The organism is Arthrobacter sp. 2RAF22, assembly GCF_052115325.1.
Taxonomy (GTDB): domain Bacteria; phylum Actinomycetota; class Actinomycetes; order Actinomycetales; family Micrococcaceae; genus Arthrobacter.
In genome coordinates this window covers 1-15,379 of record NZ_JBFRGL010000012.1, presented here as the reverse complement: position 1 = coordinate 15,379, position 15,379 = coordinate 1, and the positions used below count along the sequence as shown (strand labels likewise).

Below are 15,379 nucleotides of genomic sequence, written 5' to 3'. Positions count from 1 at the left end.
GGACTTTAGCGGCGCGCCAGAAGCAGCTCGCGGTGGGCGGCCGTCTCCTCTTGGAGGGCGTGCACGACGGCGGCGACGGCGGGGCGACGCATCGAGTCAGGCCGCAGAACCATCCAGTAGGGGAGCAGCTCGGCGAAATGCGCGGGCAGCAGCCGCACCAGGTCCGGGTGCCGGTCCGCCATGAAGCACGGCAGGAAGCCGATGCCGGCCCCGGCACGCGTGGCCTCCACGTGGACGAAGACGTTGGTGGAGCTCAAGCCGTCGCGCATGGACGGGACCAGCCGGCGAGGGGCATCGAGATCGTCCACTTGCAGCATGGAGTCCACGAAATAGACCAGCTGATGCCGCGTCAGCTCCTCCACGGTTCCGGGTACGCCGTGAAAAGCCAAGTACTCGCGCGAGGCATACATTCCCAGCATGTACTCACCCAGCAGCACAGCCTCGGCCCGGTGCACCTGCGGTTCGCCCACCACCACTTCCACGTCCAGGCCGGAACGCTGCTGGAGCGCCCGGCGGGTCACGGTGATGATCTCCACGGTGAGGCCGGGATGCGATCGGCGCAATCGCGCCACAGCGGGTGCCGCGATGTAGGCGCTGAAACCGTCAGTTGCGGTCATGCGCACGACGCCGGCAATGGGGTCCGGCGCACGGTCCTCCGGTCCCAGCGTGCCCACCGCCGCTTCGATCCGCTCTGCAACGCCCACGGCCTCGGCTCCGAGCTCCGTGATTTCCCAGCCGCCGGCCGCCCGCGCGAGGACCCGGCCGCCGAGCGCCTTTTCGAGCGCGGCGATCCTGCGGGAAACGGTGGTGTGGTTCAGTCCCAAGGCTTGGGCCGCCGTCGTGAACTTACCTGAGCGCGATACTGCGAGCAGGACGAGGAGGTCATCGGGATTCGGATTCATATCTGCAATTCTGCACACACTTGGTGCCATTTTGGCCATTGAAGCAGCACTGATGTGCGGCAATACTCATTGGAGCATTTCGTGTTGTGGATCACAACGCGTGTCAGTGTGGACACTAAGGAGATGGACATGAGCGTAGGACAACGCTCCGCAGCAGGGGCCGCCACCGGCAAAGGCGCAGGCCTCAAGAAGATCGTCGCCGCCTCGATGGTGGGCACCGTGGTGGAATGGTACGAATTCTTCCTCTACGCCACGGCCGCAACGCTGGTTTTCGGCAAGTACTTCTTCCCGCCCACGGGCAACGACCTCGACGGCATCATCCAGGCGTTCCTGACCTACGCGGTGGGCTTCGTGGCCCGGCCCCTGGGCGGCATCGTCTTCGGCCAGATCGGCGACAAGCTCGGCCGCAAACCCACGCTGCAGCTCACCATCGTGATTGTCGGCGTGTCCACCTTCCTCATGGGCTGCCTCCCCGGCTTCGCCGACCTCGGTTTCTGGGCGCCGGCCATGCTCGTGGCACTCCGCTTCATCCAAGGCTTCGCGCTGGGCGGCGAATGGGGCGGCGCGGTGCTGCTGGTGGCAGAACACAGCCCCAAGGAATCCCGCGGATTCTGGTCAAGCTGGCCGCAGGCCGCGGTTCCCGTCGGGAACCTCCTCGCCACGCTGGTCCTCTTCATCATGTCCACCACCCTGAGCAGCGCAGCCTTCCTCGGCTGGGGATGGCGCGTGGCCTTCTGGCTCTCCGCAGTGATCGTCTTCGTGGGCTACTACATCCGCACCCACGTGACCGAGGCCCCGATCTTCCTCGAAGCGAAGGCCCAGGTGGAGAAGGAACAAGCCATCAGCTACGGCGTCGGCGAAGTCATCCGTAAGTACCCCAAGGGCATCCTGCAGGCCATGGGACTGAGGCTCGCCGAGAACATCATGTATTACCTCGTGGTGAGCTTCTCCATCGTGTACCTCAAGAGCGTGGACAAGTACGACACCTCGTCCTTGCTGCTCGCCCTCCTGATCGCGCACGTTGTCCACTTCGTGGTCATCCCGCAGATCGGCCGGTTGGCAGACGCGTGGGGCCGCAAGCCGGTTTACCTGATCGGTGCCATCAGCGGTGCCACCTGGCCGTTCTTCGCCTTCCCCATGTTCGACACCAAGAATCCCGCGGTGATCGTTGCCGCCGTGACCATCGGCCTCTGCCTGCACGCCTTCATGTACGCAGGGCAGCCGGCCATCATGACCGAGCTCTTCCCCACCCGCATGCGCTACTCAGGAGTCTCCCTTGGCTCGCAGGTCACCTCGATCTTCGCCGGTTCGCTGGCCCCGCTGCTGGCGACCCAGTGGCTCAAGGACACCGGATCCTGGATGCCCACGGCAATCTACCTGGTGATCTCCTGCGCGATTACCGCCGTCGTCGTCTTGACGCTCAAAGAGACCCGCGGTGTGGCGCTGGAAGACGTTGACAATGCCGATGCCGTTCGTCACGGCCTCCCCATGGGTGCCCGCGCATGAGCCTCGAGGGCCGCAAGGCCCTGGTGACCGGCGGGGCGGGGGGCATCGGAGCGGCATGTGCCACGGCCCTCGCCGCGCGCGGCGCGAAGGTTGTAGTGGCCGACGTCGATGCCGCCGGAGCCGCGGCCCTCGCCGACAAGCTGGGCGGCACTGCCTGGGGCGTCGACTTGCTCGACACGGAGGCGCTCGCCGGACTCAGCCTGGATTGCGACATCCTCGTGAACAATGCCGGGATCCAGAAGGTCGCTCCCATCGAGGAGTTCGAACCGGCGGACTTCCGCCGCATCCTGACCCTCATGCTCGAGGCCCCTTTCCTGCTTATCCGGGCTGCACTCCCGCACATGTACGCCAACGGATTCGGCCGGATCATCAACATCTCCTCGGTCCACGGGCTGCGGGCCTCGGCGTTCAAGAGCGCCTATGTCTCGGCCAAGCACGGGCTCGAGGGGCTGAGCAAAGTGACGGCCCTCGAGGGCGGCCAGCACGGCGTCACCTCCAACTGCATCAATCCGGGATACGTGCGTACGCCCCTCGTCGAAAGGCAGATCGCGGACCAGGCACTGCTGCACGGCATCCCCGAATCGGAAGTCCTGGCGAAGGTCATGCTGACGGAGTCCGCCGTGAAGCGCCTCGTAGAGCCCGAGGAAGTCGCGTCGCTGGCAGCGTGGATAGCATCCGACGACGCCGGCATGGTCACCGGGGCAAGCTACACGATGGACGGGGGTTGGTCCGCCCGCTAACCCGCCCCTCGATGTCGTAGGCTGGTGCGCACGAGGGGAGCAAATATGGGTCTCGATCCGGCCAGCCTGAAGATAGCTCTGGGCATTGTCGCGTCTACGCTCTGCCTGCTGTTTTTCGGATCGTTCCGCCGGACCCGCTCCGCGTACAGCGGCTGGTGGTGCCTTGCCCTCGTTTTCCTGCTCTCGGGGAATATGGCGTACCTGCTCGCCGGGACTCCCCAGCAAATCTGGGCGGGGCCACTCGGCAACGCTTTGCTGGTGGCCGGGGCGTTCAGCGTGTGGGCCGGCTCGCGTTCCCTTCGCTTGCTTCCAACGCCGCGATGGCAGCTTCTCGCCGGACCCGTTGCCACGGCGGTGGCCGCCTCGCTGGAGAACCCGGCCACCAACGCATGGTCCGGCGGACTGGTGTATTTGGCCATGATGTCCTTGGGCATGGGTCTGGCAACGGTTGAACTCTGGCGGTTGAAGCCCAGCGTTTCACAGGCCCACCGCTCCTTGGCGCTCGCCGCAGGAGTATTGGCGTCGTTCTTCCTCTGCCGTGGAATCGCCTATGTCCTGGAAGGTCCCGACGGCCCGGACTTCGGCACCTATCTCAGCTCGGCAACCACCAGTGTGGTCACTATCGTGCTTCTGGTCACCGTGTCCTTCAGCATGACTGCGCTGAGCAACGAGCAGCTCATCAACGGGCTCAACGAACGCGCCACCCGGGACGGCCTGACGGGGCTCCTCAACCGCACCGCCTTCATGGAGCTGGCCACCCAGGAAATCAACAGGCTGCACTCTGCGGGGTCGATCTCCACCCTGATCCTCGCCGACCTCGATCATTTCAAGGCCCTCAATGACAGCCATGGCCACGCCGCGGGCGACACTGCCATCCAGGCCTTCGCCGCCGCGTGCCAGGCTTCGGTCCGCCACACAGACCTCGTCGGAAGGTATGGCGGAGAGGAATTCACCATTCTGCTTCCAGGGGCCGACCTGGAGAGCGCGGAAATCATTGCCAACGAAATCAGCCGCCGTCTGGCCGCGGCAGAACCACCGGACGGCGTCACCTTCCCGACGGTGAGCTATGGCATTGCTCCCAGCACCCTCGCCAACGCCGAGGTGGACCATATGATCGTGGCCGCCGACAAAGCGCTCTACCAGGCCAAGTCCCTCGGACGGAACCGCGCGGTCTGCGCAACTTCCTGACTGCGCACCGCACCGCCGTCGTGCGCTGACTAACGTCGCGCTGAGCCGATCCTGCACCGCTGGGATCGGTCCGCTAAACCAATCTGCTTAAACGCTTGATCAAAAGTGTGACCTCGGTTACGCTTGCAGTGATCAAACGCTTTAGCAGAAATGGACATCAACGCCGATGACTTACTCAGTCTTCTTCCAACCCACCGATGGATGGGTCGGAGACGTGATCCCGTTCCAGAAAGACGGGGAGTTTTGGCTTTTCTATCTGCACGAGGTGCGGAACGACCCGAAGCCGGGAACGTCCTGGAATCTCGTGACCACCAAGGACCTCACGCGATTCGAGGACCATGGAGTGTCGCTGCACCATGGCGGAGAGGGCGAAGCGGACTTCAACGCCTACACGGGCAGTGTTGTGTGCGACGAGTCCGGGATGCACCACCTGTTCTATACCGGACAGAATCCCCGGCACCTCGGCTCCGACGGGGCGCCGCTGCAACTCGTCATGCACGCCACGAGCACGGACGGAATGCTGACGTGGATCAAGCATCCGGAACTGACGTTCGGCGCCCCGGCCGGCTATGAATCCGGCGACTGGCGCGATCCCTTCGTTTTCAAGGACGAGGCCAGCGGCCTGTGGCGGATGCTGCTGGCCGCGCGGCACGCGGACGGCCCGGACCGCCGTCGCGGGCTGATCGCCCAATGCGTTTCCCCGGACCTGATGGATTGGGAGCATACCGAGCCGTTCTGGGATCCCCGCCGGTACATCACGCACGAATGCCCGGACGTTTTCGCCTGGGGCGACTGGTGGTACCTGGTCTATTCGGAATTCTCCGAGTCCTTCACCACCCGCTACCGCATGGCGAAAAGTCCCGATGGGCCTTGGACCGTGCCGCCGCGGGACAGCGTTGACGGCCGCGCCTTCTATGCCTCGAAGACGGCCGAGCGGGACGGTCGCCGGTTCTTCTTCGGCTGGGTCGCCGGCAAGGAGGGCAACCACGACGACGGCGCCTGGCAGTGGGCGGGCACGATGTCCGTCCTCGAGGCCCGCCAGAACGACGACGGCACCCTCGCTTTTTCCCTCGCCGACGAACTCGTCGAGAGCTTCTGGGACGACATCCCGGTATCCCTGGGGGATGACTTTCCGCTGGTACTGCATGCTCCAGACGGGTACACCGCCATGGTGTCCGATGAGGTCCTCCCTCGCCAGTTCTACGCCCGGGCGGTTTTGCAGATCGAAGCCGATACCAGCGAATGCGGCCTGCTGCTCCGCTCAAGCGCGGACGGAGACGAGTCCTACATCATCCGCCTGGAACCGAAGCGCGGCCGCATGGTGTTCGACCGATGGCCCCGCGAAATCAGCGGCGACGCGCAATGGCACGTCTCGGGGGATGTCCCCTTCGAGATCGAGCTGGAACGCCCCTGCGAGCTGGCCTCCGGAGAGCACACCCTCGAACTTGTCGTCGACGGGGACCTCTGCGTCGCCGTCGTCGACCGGCAGGTCGCCCTCAGTACCCGGATCTACGGGCTACCGGACGGCCGCATCGGCGTATTCGCCGGTGAAGGCACCGCAACTCTCACCGATCTTGAGATACGTAAGCGCACAGACAACTAAATACCCAGCGCCAGACCTCCGTTCAAATCAAAGGAGATTTTCCCCCATGAAGAAACTCTTAAGAACGGCCGCCGTAGCAGCGGCCGCAGCCCTCGCCCTCTCCGCCTGCGGCGGTGGAGGCGCCGGCAGCGCCTCCAACGTCAACCCCACCGGGGACATCAAACCGCGGCAAATCTCGTGGCTGCTGTCCCGGCCGGCAGACGGTGCAGTCATCAACGTCATGAAAAAGGTGGCCGACGAGTACGCCCAGACCCATCCCGGCTTTTCCCTCAACCTGATCACCACCCCTGACCGACCCTCCTACATCCAGAAGTACGAAACCCTCGCTGCCGCGAACAAGCTCCCGGAGCTGTTCGACACGGACGCCACGCCCTTCGCCCAGCAACTCGCCAAGCAGGGCAAGATGGTGGATGCCGAGAAGCTGCTCAAGGACCTCGGTGTCTACGACAGCTACCGGACGAACGCACTGAATTACCAACGCTTCGACGACGGATCCCTCTACATGGTCCCGTTCCAGTTCGAGCTCGAGTACTTTTGGTACAACAAGGCTCTCTTCCAGCAGGCTGGAGTATCAGTGCCGAAGTCACTCGACGACATCCCCGCGATGTGCACGGCCCTGCGCAAGGCCGGGATCACGCCCCTTGCCCTTGACGGCCAGGACCAGTGGCCCCTTGAGCGCTACGTCTCCTACCAGCCCTTCCGCGACGCCGGACCCGACTTCGTGCAGAAGCTCAAGAAGGGTGACGCGAAGTTCAGCGACGCCACCGGCCAGAAGACAGTCAACTGGATAAGCCAGCTCGGAGGGGCCGGTTGCTTCCAGGACGGCTTCTCCTCGCAGGGTTACTCCGACGCCCAGAATCTCTTCACCTCCGGCAAGGCCGCCATGTACAACATCGGTACCTGGGAACTGCCCAGCCTCGCGACCGACAAGCTGAACCCGGCGGTGCGTAACGACGTCGACTACTTCACGCTTCCGGCCACGCCGAGTTCCGCGACGGCCGCCAACGAGTACGTGGCAACCTCAGGTATCGGCATGGCGGTCAACTCGAAGACCTTCGACCCGCTCGTGAGCGACTTCCTGAAGTTCGCCCTCGCCAAGTACCCCTCGGAATACGCGGCCACGGGCGCCCTCTCGCCGACGACGAATGTCCAAACGACGATTCCAGCCAACGCCACGCCGCTGTACAAGAAGGCGATCGACCAGGCGAAGGATCTCGGATCGAAGCTCGCGATGCCTTGGGACACGCAGCTTGATCCGACCACCAACAGCAGGCTGCAGCAAGAGCTCGTGCTCTTGGCCCAGGGCAACGTCAAGCCTGCGGAGTTCACCAGCACGATGGATAGCACCATCGCACAGAACGCTCCCAAGTTCTTCAAATAACACGCAGCGGTGGGGGGCCCAGGCCCCCCACCCGAAAGGCCCTCCCATGCTTCCCAATCGATCACGACTCTCGGTCTTGGTCTTCCTGCTCCCGCCGCTGCTTCTCTACGGCGTTGCAGTGCTGTTCCCGATCCTGCAATCGCTATTCCTCAGCTTCTTCTCCTGGAACGGCATCAGTGACATGGAGTTCGTGGGCTTCGCGAACTACGTGCACATGCTCACCGGTGACGGCGTGTTTTGGCGTTCCTTCTTCAACGCCCTCGGCTACCTCGCCATCTGCCTCGTCCTCCAATTGGGCGGCGCGTTGTTCGTCGCCAGCCTCCTGACCTCGCTGCGAAGAGGCCGCGAGCTCGTCAAAACCCTGTATCTCCTGCCTGCGGTGATCTCGACGGTGGCCATCGCCTTCCTTTTCGTACGGATCTACTCGATCGATCCGGTGGGTCTCCTCAACCAAGTCCTCGGCTGGATCGGCCTCGGCAGCCTCGAGCGCCCTTGGCTTTCCGACGTCAATACTGTCCTCGCGGCAGTTTCGGCACCCGAAGGCTGGCGGTTCACGGGACTCTACATGCTCATCATCTACGCGGCGCTGCTCGCCGTCCCGCAGGAACTTGAAGAAGCGGCACGCCTGGACGGCGCCAACAGATGGCAGCTGTTCACCAAGATCAGGTTCCCCCACATCAGGCCGGTGTGGATCACCACCACCATCATGGCCACAACCTACGGCCTGCGCGGATTCGATATCCCGTACCTCATGACCAACGGCGGTCCCGGCCAGTCCTCCGAGCTCCTGACGACGTACATGTACAAAACCGCATTCACCAGCACCGACTTCGGCTACGCCAGCACCATCTCGGTCTTCATCGTGGTGGAGTGCCTCGTCGCGGTCGGATTCATCTTGCTCATGCTCAAACGAAAGGCTGACGCATGACCGCGCAAACAGCCCCGGTTAACCGGCCGATCCCTGCTCCACCAAACAACCCGGCCCCGCCAAGCCCGCCGGCGCCCCGACGTCGGCGGCGTAAACCAAACGTCTTCCGAAGCTTGTCGAGGGTGCTGATCGTCCTCATCGTCGTGGTGCAGGTCTACCCCCTCGCCTGGCTGTTCCTCACGAGCCTGCGCAATGAGCACGACTTCGCGACCGGTGATCCTTTTGCGCTGCCGAGCTCGATCAGCTTCGACAACTACGTCCGTGCGTTCCAGACCGGCAACCTCGGCCAGAACATCCTGAACAGTTTCATCGTCACGATGGGCGCTAACCTCCTGATCGTCCTTCTCGGGATGATGGCAGCCTATGCCTTGCAGGTCCTCGGATTCCGGTTCAGCAAATTCGTCCGGGGCCTCTTCCTGATCGGCATCATCGTGCCGGTGCAGATCGCGCTTGTGCCGCTGTTCATCGACTACTCGTCCGTGAACCTGCTGGACACCTACCAATCGATGATCATCCCCCTGGCGGGGTTCGCCCTTCCCATGTCGATCTACCTCTTTTCGTCGTTCTTTGAGTACATTCCCCGCGAGACCTACGAGGCAGCCTCGTTGGACGGCGCCGGCCCGTACCGGATCTTCGGGCTGATCACCCTTCCGCTCTCGACCAACACGGTAGTGACGGTGGTCCTGGTGAACAGCATCTTCATCTGGAACGACTTCATCTTCGCGAACACGTTCGTGCTTTCCGAAGGGCTCAAGACCATCCCACTGGGGCTGCAGAACTACATCGGAGCAATGGGCAAGGTCGACTGGACCGCGACATTCGCCGCTGTCTGCATCACCATCACTCCTTTGCTGCTCGTGTTCCTCGTCCTCAACAAGGCGATGATCCAGGGCCTCGAGAGCGGGGCGACGAAGGGGTGAGAAAGCCGCCACTGGATAGACTGTGGGAGGAGGGCCAATGACGTCTGAAAAAAGCTTGAAAGAACCCGAGGTGAACCCCTCGCATCCATCGACTCCGAGGGCGAGTCATCCGGTGACGATGCGGGAGGTAGCGGAAGGGGCTGGAGTCTCCGTTGCCACGGTTTCCCTCGTTATCAACAACAAGAAAGACGCCAGGATCGGCGCCGCGACCCGCAAACGCGTCCTGGACACCATCCGCGAACTGGGGTACCGCCCGAACGCCCTCGCGAAGAACCTCGTGAGCGGCAGTTCACGGTTCATCGGACTCGTCGCTGACGCGATCGCCACAACCCCCTTCGCTGGGCAAATCATCCACGGCGCCCAGGACGAAGCGTGGAAACACGGATTCGTGCTGTTGGTCGCCAACACGGAGGGCGACGAGCCCGTGGAAAAAGACGCCATCTCGATGATGCTCGAGCACAAGGTTCGCGGCATCCTGTACTCCACCTGGTTCCACCGCCCAACCAAGATCCCCGCTGCGTTGAGAGAGACTGACTTCGTGCTGGTGAACTGCTTCTCCCCGGACTCCGACGCCCTGGCGGTGGTCCCGGACGAAGTCCACGGCGGACGGGAAGCCACTGAAATCCTTGTGCGCAAGGGGCACCGACGGATCGCCTTCATCAACGCCACGATTCCTGCTCCGGCGAAGGACGGACGCCTCCAGGGCTACCGGGAAGCGCTCGAATCTGCTGGAATCGCCTTCGATCCGCACCTCGTGTTCGACGCGTATCCTGACCAGGAGGGCGGCTACGGAGCAGTCGAGGAGCTCCTCAAACGCGATGTCACGGCAGTCTTCTGCTACAACGACCGTATGGCCATGGGCCTCTACGACGGGCTGAAGCAACGGGGGCTGTCCATTCCCGAGGACATGGCCGTGGTGGGGTTCGACAACCAGGAAGTCATCGCGGCGCACATGCGGCCGCCGCTGTCCACCGTCGCGCTGCCGCACTACGAGCTTGGCGCCGCGGGCGTGCGCTTGCTGCTCGGCGTTGACGAACCGGCGGGCAGCCCTGTGGTAAAGCTTGAATGCCCGCCAGTGGAACGCGACTCGGTTGGACCGAATACCCTTACGGCTCCCCGGGTGCCTTAGGCTCAGCCTCGTCCACCGCCGAGTGCTCAATGTAGGATTCCACCGCCGACTCCGGAACGCGGTATGACCGCCCGAACCGCACGGCGTGGATGGCGTGCGAGTTCACGAGGCGGTAGACGGTCATTCTGGATACCCGCAGGGCCTCGGCAACCTCGGCGATCGTCATGAACCGGTTGGCTGGAACGCCGGCGGCGGACATATTCACCAGGGCCTCCTCAATTGGCGGTAGTCGTAGTAGACCAGGGTGCCGCCCCTCGGCACGACGGTTCTCAAGCCAATCGATGGGCCTTTGATGACGGCCACCACCCCTTCCTGGGACCCGTTGAAGGGGTCGTCGCCAGCTACGTAGTCGCCCACCTTGAAAGGGGAAGCAGTGCTTTTGGCCTGCGTGGCTGCCCTGGTAAATATCTGGCAAAGTCGCGAAGCCAGCGCATGGCGGCGCTGCTTGCGCATCCGAGCAGCGTGCCTTGAGTAAGGATCGAACATCGGAATCACTCCTTTGCAAGTCGCGATCTTCCAACGGTAGGCGTGGACCACACGCAACACATGAGTGACTTGCACCCGTTATGGCCCACGGGCCACTCACGTCACTTGGACCACTACTCGGACAAGGACCCCAGGGCGAGCAAGTGGTGATCCGAGTAGTCCGGTCAAAAGACGAGTAGGGGTTACGCATGCCAGGCCGGGCGAACAGTCCATACGCTCAAGGCAAATGTTCCGTCAGGTCTGGGAGGGGGGAACAATGCGACGAGCGGCAAAAGCAGGAATTGTCGTTGCAGGTGTGGTGGCGGTCGGGCTGGCAGGGGCGATCACCCTCAACGCGACGCAGACATCATCTACCTCGATTGCCGGCGCCCCGCCGTCAGCCACCGTCAGTGCGGCAGCTTCTGCGCCCGGTCCCGCCAAGACGCCAGCCACGACGCCGAGTGCCACCGCTTCAGCGTCAGCCGCCGGCGCCTCTGCCAGCGCTTCCGCTAGTGCTGCGCCTTCAAGTCAAGCCCCGGTCCCTGCTCCGACGACGAGTGCCAAGCCCGATGCCCCCGAGCCGGCGCCAGCTGCGCCGGCTCCGGCTCCCGCGGTTCCCGCTCCTGTGCAGCAGGGCCTCGACGCAGCGGGGATCCAACGCATCAAGGACAGCTGCAGCGCCCGGCTGCAAAGCGATGCCGCCCACTCCTCAATTGTGACCGGAACGGTGGTGCCCCGGCCATTTTCAGTGGTCTCCATCGCGTTCTCCGGGAACCCGGTGCAGTCAACGGCGGCCTCCGGCCTAGCGTCGTACGACATCCTCATGAAGGTCACCCTCAAGCTGGTTGATGGTCCTGCCCAGGACAGCGTGCGGGTTTGCCGGGTCTACGACTCGGACTCGCACGTGGATTGGCTTCCCGCCGGCTGAGTCCGCGGTTGCTCCCCGTCCTGCGGCCCTAAGACTTGGCGCCTGTGAGCGCCAGCGTCCCGCCGAGCCCGATCATCATGACGCCCCCCATGGCACCCAGGGTGGAGATCCGCCGCGGCGAGCGGGCAAACCAGTGGCGTGCCGTGCCCGCTGCGAGGGCCCAGATGCTGTCGGAGATGAGGGCGATCACCAGGAAAACAGCTCCGAGTTCGGCGAGTTGAAGCGGAATGCTGCCGCTCGAATAGTCCACGAACTGCGGCAGCACAGCCACGAAGAACACGATCGATTTCGGGTTGCTCGCACCGACGATGAAACCCTCGCGGATGAGCCGCCACATGGACCGCGCCGGCGCTGGACCAGTCGCCGTCGAACGCCCGCCGCGGTGGCGGATCGCCTGCACCCCGAGGTAGACCAAATACGCTGCGCCCCCGAACTTGATGATGGTGAACAGCACGATCGACTGCGCAAGGATCGCGCCGAGCCCCAGCGCCACGGCAATGATCTGCGGAACCATGCCGAGGGCGTTTCCGAGCACGCTCAGGAGCCCGCCTTTGCGGCCAAGGGCGAGGGAACGCCCAATCACGAACAGGACGCTGGGACCGGGGACTGCGATGAGGACCAGTGCGGCCAGCGCAAACGCCAGGAGGTTGGTGAACGGAACCATCCCTGATGATAGCGCTGGCCTGCGGTGACGGTCGATGGCTCGTGGCGCGCCGCCGCCGTCGTCGTCCTCCTCAAGGCACTATGGGCGCTCGGCGACCATGGGAATCGAGGCTGTTTCGTCGACGAGGTCGGCGCGCAGGCGCCCGCCGCCGCGGACCCAGAGCTTGTAGGCCAGCACCAGCAGTCCGAGCCACACGGCGCCTACGTACAGCGCCACGCGAGTGTCCTCGAAGACGCCAAGGATCACGATCACCAGGGCCATGAAGGCGATGGTCACCACGGACGCGGCGGGCCACCACGGCGACGCGAATTCCGACGCCGGAAGTCCCTTGCGCTTGATTTCGCGCTTCATGGCGACGTGGGAGGCGAGGATCATGACCCATACCCACACTGTCGCGAAGGTGGCGATGGATGCGATCACGAGGAACACGTCCTCGGGGATGACCGCGTTGAGCACCACGCCCACCAGCAGGATGCCGCCCATGAGGACCACGGTCATCCAAGGAACACCATGCCTTGAGATCCTGCCGAAGCTCTTCGGAGCGTGTCCCTGCTGGGAAAGCCCGAAGAGGATGCGTCCGGCGCCGAAGATGTCGCTATTGATGGCTGACAGTGCCGAGGTGATGACCACGGCATTGAGGATGTGGGGCGCCGCGGGGATGCCGAGGCCACTGAAGATCTGCACAAACGGGCTGCCGTTGTTCCCGATTTCATTCCAGGGGAACAAGCTCATGAGCACCCCGAGCGTCAGGACGTAGAACAGCAGCACACGCACGGGGACGGTGTTGACAGCCTGCGGGATGACCTTCTTGGGGTCTGCGGCTTCGCCTGCGGTGATGCCGATCGTTTCGATCCCGCCAAAGGCAAACATGACGACGGCGAACGAGGCCAGGAGCCCTTCGAAACCGTTGGGGAACAGGCCGCCATGGTCAACGAGGTTCCCCAGCCCCGGTGCCACGCCGCTGTTGCCGGACTGGAAGCCGAACACGATGATCGCAGCCCCGCCCGCAATCATCGCGATGATCGCCACGACCTTGATGAGCGAGAACCAAAACTCGAGCTCGCCGAAGACCTTGACGCTCAGGAGGTTCATGGCTCCGAGGAGGAGGATGATCGCGAGGACCCAGATCCATCGGTCCACCTGCGGGAACCAGAAGCCCATATAGATACTGAATGCCGTCACGTCCGCGATCGCCACGATGGCCATTTCGAAGACGTAGGTCCAGCCGGTGATGAACCCGGCCAGCGGTCCGAGGTAGCGGCTGGCGTACTGGCCGAACGAGCCTGAGACGGGGTGGCGCACGGCCATTTCGCCGAGGGCACGCATCACCATGAAGACGGCGGCGCCCCCGATCATGTATGCGAAGAGAACCGATGGGCCGGCCTTTTGGATCGCGGACGCCGAACCGTAGAAGAGGCCTGTCCCGATGGCCGAACCGAGCGCCATGAAGCGGATGTGGCGGACATTGAGGCCGCGGCTGAGAACGGTTGTTACCGCGCCTTCGACGCCTTCGACGACTTTGGCGGCCGGCGTCCTGACGGCTGTTGGGGCTTGCTGCATACGAATACCTTCTCGTCATTGGGAGGGGTGGACTGTTAACCAGCAGACCATTCCGCAGCATGCTGTGATGGGCCTCACGGGACATCGTTGTCTCGGTTCTCAGACGCTGCGCCGTGGACTGGTTGTTTCATGCACAAATGTCTGGTATTCCAGACACCTTAATGTTCTGATTGGCTTTCCGATCCGCTCGGTGGGGCGCACGCTTAAGTACGGGATCCCGGACACCCGCCTTGCCAGCTTTGTGGCAGAAGGGCGGGCCGGGCATTACCGTGCACTCGAAGAGGAGCCATGACCACACAGCCGTCCACCCAAGGCCGGGCCGCTTCCAAAGTCCCGGCCGCCGAGAACACCCTGCGCATCCTGAAGTTGCTCGCGTCCCGGCGTGGCCCGATGGCAGCGTCCAATATCGCCACGGCGCTGGGCTTGCCCCGTTCCAGCGTCTATCACTTGCTTGGCGTCATGGAGGCCAACGGCTTTGTCCTGCACCTTCATGAGGAGCAGCGCTACGGGCTGGGGATCAGCGCCTTTGAACTCAGTTCGGCATACTCGCGGCAAGAGCCTTTGTCCCGGCTCGGCCGCCCCATGCTCGCCGCCCTCGTGGATGCGATCGGCGAGAGCGCACACTTGGCCGTCCTGCACGGCCGCGATGTGCTCTACATCGTGGAGGAGCGGGCCAAGAACCGCCCGTCCCTCGTGACCGACGTCGGGGTCCGGCTTCCCAGCCACCTCACGGCCAGTGGCCGCGCGATCCTGGCCGCCCTGCCAAAATCGCAGGTCAGGGCCCTGTACCCGAATGCTGCAGCCTTTACGGCCCGGCATGAAATGGAATCGCCCATCATGAAGTACTCGGCCCTGTCCTCGCATTTGGACCAGGTCCGGCAGCGCGGCTACGCCACCGAACACGGCGAAGTCACGCCCGGCTTCGGTTCTGTGGCCGCCGCCGTCACCGACCATCTGGGATGGCCGACGGCGGCAGTCGCCGTGACATTCCTCGAGGACCGGGTGCCGGTGGAGGAGTGGCCCGCACTGGCCGCCCGCATCCAGAAGACAGCGGACGAACTCTCGATCCGCATCCACGGCCGCCCGTCCTAGCCCGCCGCACCCAACCCCGCCCTGCTCACCAACCCGGCGCCTAGCCCAACTGACTCGCAGTTGTTGTCGTTTTGGGCCCTCAGAACGACATTTACTGCCAGTTAGTTGAGTCTGGTATTCCGGACAGCACCCTCCATAAAGCCATTCCAAGACCCTTGCGGAGGGGCTCTACTGGATACAGAAGGAACTTCCACCTAGCAACCTCCAGAGACGAAGGAGTCATCATGGCACCCGCTGATTTCACTACCGGAGCCCGTCCGGTCAAGGCCGCGCGCGGCACGGAGCTGACCGCGAAGAGCTGGCAGACCGAAGCGCCGTTGCGCATGTTGATGAACAACCTGGACCCGGAGGTCGCCGAGCGTCCGGATGACCT

The 15,379-nt window shown here is 63.8% G+C and carries 16 protein-coding genes; 11 read left to right on the top strand and 5 right to left on the bottom strand.

Annotated features, from left to right (window positions below):
* Positions 1 to 5: 5 nt before the first annotated feature.
* Positions 6 to 902 (bottom strand): LysR family transcriptional regulator, encoded by an 897-nt coding sequence (locus AB4068_RS10785; protein WP_332602548.1) that lies wholly within the window; start codon positions 900 to 902, stop codon positions 6 to 8.
* Positions 903 to 1,031: 129 nt separating this feature from the next.
* Between AB4068_RS10785 and AB4068_RS10780 the strand changes: the two genes are divergently transcribed.
* From AB4068_RS10780 to AB4068_RS10745, 8 genes are all read left to right on the top strand, one after another.
* Positions 1,032 to 2,408, top strand: a complete 1,377-nt coding sequence (locus AB4068_RS10780) for an MFS transporter (protein WP_332602547.1) — start codon at positions 1,032 to 1,034, stop codon at positions 2,406 to 2,408.
* A complete protein-coding gene (locus AB4068_RS10775) occupies positions 2,405 to 3,148 on the top strand; it encodes a 3-hydroxybutyrate dehydrogenase (RefSeq protein ID WP_306960732.1) in 744 nt (247 codons plus the stop codon). Before AB4068_RS10780 ends, AB4068_RS10775 begins: the two co-directional genes overlap by 4 nt.
* Before the next feature lie 45 nt (positions 3,149 to 3,193).
* Positions 3,194 to 4,336, top strand: a complete 1,143-nt coding sequence (locus AB4068_RS10770; protein ID WP_332602546.1) for a GGDEF domain-containing protein — start codon at positions 3,194 to 3,196, stop codon at positions 4,334 to 4,336.
* Positions 4,337 to 4,502: 166 nt separating this feature from the next.
* On the top strand, positions 4,503 to 5,939 hold the full coding sequence (locus AB4068_RS10765) for a GH32 C-terminal domain-containing protein (protein WP_284991082.1): 1,437 nt from the start codon (positions 4,503 to 4,505) through the stop codon (positions 5,937 to 5,939).
* 46 nt (positions 5,940 to 5,985) lie between these two features.
* Entirely contained in the window at positions 5,986 to 7,320 is a 1,335-nt protein-coding gene (locus AB4068_RS10760; protein WP_284991081.1) for an ABC transporter substrate-binding protein, read from the top strand.
* Between the two features lie 46 nt (positions 7,321 to 7,366).
* A complete protein-coding gene (locus AB4068_RS10755; protein ID WP_059388447.1) occupies positions 7,367 to 8,248 on the top strand; it encodes a carbohydrate ABC transporter permease in 882 nt (293 codons plus the stop codon).
* Positions 8,245 to 9,168 (top strand): carbohydrate ABC transporter permease, encoded by a 924-nt coding sequence (locus AB4068_RS10750; RefSeq protein ID WP_284991080.1) that lies wholly within the window; start codon positions 8,245 to 8,247, stop codon positions 9,166 to 9,168. The genes AB4068_RS10755 and AB4068_RS10750 overlap by 4 nt, the downstream gene beginning before the upstream one ends.
* Before the next feature lie 118 nt (positions 9,169 to 9,286).
* Positions 9,287 to 10,297, top strand: a complete 1,011-nt coding sequence (locus AB4068_RS10745) for a LacI family DNA-binding transcriptional regulator (protein ID WP_441433401.1) — start codon at positions 9,287 to 9,289, stop codon at positions 10,295 to 10,297.
* Here AB4068_RS10745 and AB4068_RS10740 read toward each other — a convergent pair.
* Positions 10,275 to 10,496, bottom strand: a complete 222-nt coding sequence (locus AB4068_RS10740) for a helix-turn-helix domain-containing protein (RefSeq protein ID WP_284991110.1) — start codon at positions 10,494 to 10,496, stop codon at positions 10,275 to 10,277. The genes AB4068_RS10745 and AB4068_RS10740 overlap by 23 nt on opposite strands.
* Positions 10,497 to 10,498: 2 nt before the next feature.
* Positions 10,499 to 10,750, bottom strand: coding sequence for a hypothetical protein (locus AB4068_RS10735; protein ID WP_084784450.1), 252 nt, complete (start codon positions 10,748 to 10,750; stop codon positions 10,499 to 10,501).
* A gap of 289 nt (positions 10,751 to 11,039) precedes the next feature.
* On the opposite strand from AB4068_RS10735, the gene AB4068_RS10730 reads away from it, so the two are divergent.
* A complete protein-coding gene (locus AB4068_RS10730; protein WP_284991078.1) occupies positions 11,040 to 11,690 on the top strand; it encodes a hypothetical protein in 651 nt (216 codons plus the stop codon).
* Positions 11,691 to 11,718: 28 nt separating this feature from the next.
* Here AB4068_RS10730 and AB4068_RS10725 read toward each other — a convergent pair whose 3' ends face one another.
* Together AB4068_RS10725 and AB4068_RS10720 are read right to left on the bottom strand one after the other, a co-directional pair.
* Positions 11,719 to 12,354, bottom strand: a complete 636-nt coding sequence (locus tag AB4068_RS10725) for a LysE family translocator (protein ID WP_284991077.1) — start codon at positions 12,352 to 12,354, stop codon at positions 11,719 to 11,721.
* Positions 12,355 to 12,432: 78 nt separating this feature from the next.
* Positions 12,433 to 13,914 (bottom strand): amino acid permease, encoded by a 1,482-nt coding sequence (locus tag AB4068_RS10720; protein ID WP_284991076.1) that lies wholly within the window; start codon positions 13,912 to 13,914, stop codon positions 12,433 to 12,435.
* A 288-nt stretch (positions 13,915 to 14,202) separates the two neighbouring features.
* On the opposite strand from AB4068_RS10720, the gene AB4068_RS10715 reads away from it, so the two are divergent.
* Positions 14,203 to 15,006 carry an IclR family transcriptional regulator gene (locus AB4068_RS10715; RefSeq protein ID WP_059388453.1) on the top strand — a complete coding sequence of 268 codons (804 nt, stop codon included), beginning with the start codon at positions 14,203 to 14,205 and terminating at the stop codon, positions 15,004 to 15,006.
* A gap of 224 nt (positions 15,007 to 15,230) precedes the next feature.
* On the top strand, positions 15,231 to 15,379 hold a 149-nt coding region (locus tag AB4068_RS10710), incomplete at its 3' end, for a hypothetical protein (RefSeq protein ID WP_441433306.1).

What these genes read in the sequence shown, in the direction of transcription:
- AB4068_RS10780 (WP_332602547.1), top strand. Translation starts at nt 1,032, where the DNA reads ATGAGCGTAGGACAACGCTCCGCAGCAGGGGCCGCCACCGGCAAAGGC.
- AB4068_RS10770 (WP_332602546.1), top strand. Translation starts at nt 3,194, where the DNA reads ATGGGTCTCGATCCGGCCAGCCTGAAGATAGCTCTGGGCATTGTCGCG.
- AB4068_RS10750 (WP_284991080.1), top strand. Translation starts at nt 8,245, where the DNA reads ATGACCGCGCAAACAGCCCCGGTTAACCGGCCGATCCCTGCTCCACCA.
- AB4068_RS10720 (WP_284991076.1), bottom strand. Translation starts at nt 13,914, where the DNA reads ATGCAGCAAGCCCCAACAGCCGTCAGGACGCCGGCCGCCAAAGTCGTC.
- AB4068_RS10745 (WP_441433401.1), top strand. Translation starts at nt 9,287, where the DNA reads ATGCGGGAGGTAGCGGAAGGGGCTGGAGTCTCCGTTGCCACGGTTTCC.
- AB4068_RS10730 (WP_284991078.1), top strand. Translation starts at nt 11,040, where the DNA reads ATGCGACGAGCGGCAAAAGCAGGAATTGTCGTTGCAGGTGTGGTGGCG.
- AB4068_RS10775 (WP_306960732.1), top strand. Translation starts at nt 2,405, where the DNA reads ATGAGCCTCGAGGGCCGCAAGGCCCTGGTGACCGGCGGGGCGGGGGGC.
- AB4068_RS10715 (WP_059388453.1), top strand. Translation starts at nt 14,203, where the DNA reads ATGACCACACAGCCGTCCACCCAAGGCCGGGCCGCTTCCAAAGTCCCG.
- AB4068_RS10760 (WP_284991081.1), top strand. Translation starts at nt 5,986, where the DNA reads ATGAAGAAACTCTTAAGAACGGCCGCCGTAGCAGCGGCCGCAGCCCTC.
- AB4068_RS10765 (WP_284991082.1), top strand. Translation starts at nt 4,503, where the DNA reads ATGACTTACTCAGTCTTCTTCCAACCCACCGATGGATGGGTCGGAGAC.
- AB4068_RS10755 (WP_059388447.1), top strand. Translation starts at nt 7,367, where the DNA reads ATGCTTCCCAATCGATCACGACTCTCGGTCTTGGTCTTCCTGCTCCCG.
- AB4068_RS10785 (WP_332602548.1), bottom strand. Translation starts at nt 902, where the DNA reads ATGAATCCGAATCCCGATGACCTCCTCGTCCTGCTCGCAGTATCGCGC.
- AB4068_RS10740 (WP_284991110.1), bottom strand. Translation starts at nt 10,496, where the DNA reads ATGTCCGCCGCCGGCGTTCCAGCCAACCGGTTCATGACGATCGCCGAG.
- AB4068_RS10735 (WP_084784450.1), bottom strand. Translation starts at nt 10,750, where the DNA reads ATGCGCAAGCAGCGCCGCCATGCGCTGGCTTCGCGACTTTGCCAGATA.
- AB4068_RS10725 (WP_284991077.1), bottom strand. Translation starts at nt 12,354, where the DNA reads ATGGTTCCGTTCACCAACCTCCTGGCGTTTGCGCTGGCCGCACTGGTC.